Origin of the sequence: Vibrio sp. Vb1755, assembly GCF_033338635.1 — a bacterium.
Lineage (GTDB): Bacteria > Pseudomonadota > Gammaproteobacteria > Enterobacterales > Vibrionaceae > Vibrio > Vibrio alginolyticus.
In genome coordinates, this window is sequence record NZ_JAWOTA010000104.1 from 1 (window position 1) to 1,576 (window position 1,576).

Genomic DNA, 1,576 nt, shown 5'->3' on the forward strand with positions numbered 1-1,576 from the left:
TGTCACACCTTAAGCACTTCCTATATGTGATCAAAACCTGGGTCAAACAAGGCACAGGTTTTGACTTTTCTATCTCCAGCGTTGCTGGTTCTTGGCGTAATAGCCATCCCTCTATCGCGTTACTCGGCTTAGAAGCTAACTTACCGAATAACCAAGAAGCTCGATTCGCCGTTGATGAAATTCAAATTGAATTCGATTTGATTCAATCATTACTTCAGTTTAAGCCCGTCGTGGCAGACTTAACCATTCATAACTTGGCATTAGATATTCGCACGGTCGATCTTCTACCTACGTCGAGCAATCAAGAGCCGACCACTGATGTTGACCAAAATGAAGTTAAGCTGATTGATCAGCTGGACTCACTATTGCTGCGCCAGTTTGAAGACTTCACCATTACAAATTCACGCGTCTGGTACAAATCGGTCTCGGGCGAAACTCGTCGACTCGATATTGAACAGCTTCGCTGGAGTAACCAAGGCAAACGTCACTTGGCGGAAGGCACAGTCAGTATTGCAGACGCTAGCCTGAACTCACTGTTAGTAAATGCTAACTTTAAAGACCATGGTTCGCTGCGTGATGTGTCTGGTGAGTTTTACGTGAGTGCGCAAGATGTCTCGGTAACGCCTTGGCTTACCACTTACATGCAAGAAGAGTCGGGTGCGGAGTCTGGCAAGGTCAGTTTGAATACCTGGCTGACTCTCAAACACAGCCAACCTAATTATGCGTACGTAGAGCTGCAACCGTCTGAGCTCGTATGGAATGAAAATGGCCGCCATGAACTGTTTATCGAATCGGGAGTGTTTAAGCTCTTGCCTGATAAGCAAGGTTGGAAAGTAAATGGTCACTCACTTCAAATTCGCACCGATGACAAATCCTGGCCTGAACTTGATGCGGCTTTTGATTGGCAACCAGATGGCTGGAAGCTCAATCTTTCTCAGCTCGACATTGAGGCGCTGATTCCACTCGTTAAGCTCGCGCCGGAATCGGAATCAACCAGTGACTTACTCAATAAATTAGCGCCGAAAGGTCGTGTTGAAGACATTCGTTTAGCCATGAATGGTGGCTTAGATACGCTGCGTTATTCGGCAGACCTCGATGAGTTAGCTATGACTCAATGGGAACTGTTGCCGGGCTTTCAACATGTGCAAGGCAGCGTTGCGGGTGACTTGAAGCAAGCGAAAGCGAAAGTCATGGTCATTGATGATGTTTTCCCGTACGGGGATGTATTCCAAGCCCCATTGAACATCAAGCAAGGCGAAGTCGACATCATCTGGCAGCAAGATGAGACAGGTTGGCGTTTGTGGTCGGATAAAGTCACGGCTGCGACTCCGGACCTTCAAGTGTTGGGCGCATTTCGACTCGATTTCCCTAAAGAGCAAAGCCCATTCCTATCGTTTTATGCTGAGGCGGATCTCTACAACGCTGGTGAAACTTGGCGTTACTTGCCAACCTTGGCATTAGGTCAAGATCTGACGGATTACCTATCGACCGCCATTCAAGGCGGTAAAGTAAATACGGCCAAATTGCTGTGGTATGGCGAGTTAGGAGATTTTCCTTACAAAGAGCACAACGGCAT

At 47.4% G+C, this 1,576-nt stretch carries 1 protein-coding gene; it reads left to right on the forward strand.

Annotated features, from left to right (window positions below):
• A partial coding sequence (locus R7E00_RS22970; RefSeq protein WP_318124529.1) for a DUF3971 domain-containing protein occupies window positions 1-1,576 on the forward strand: 1,576 nt, incomplete at both ends.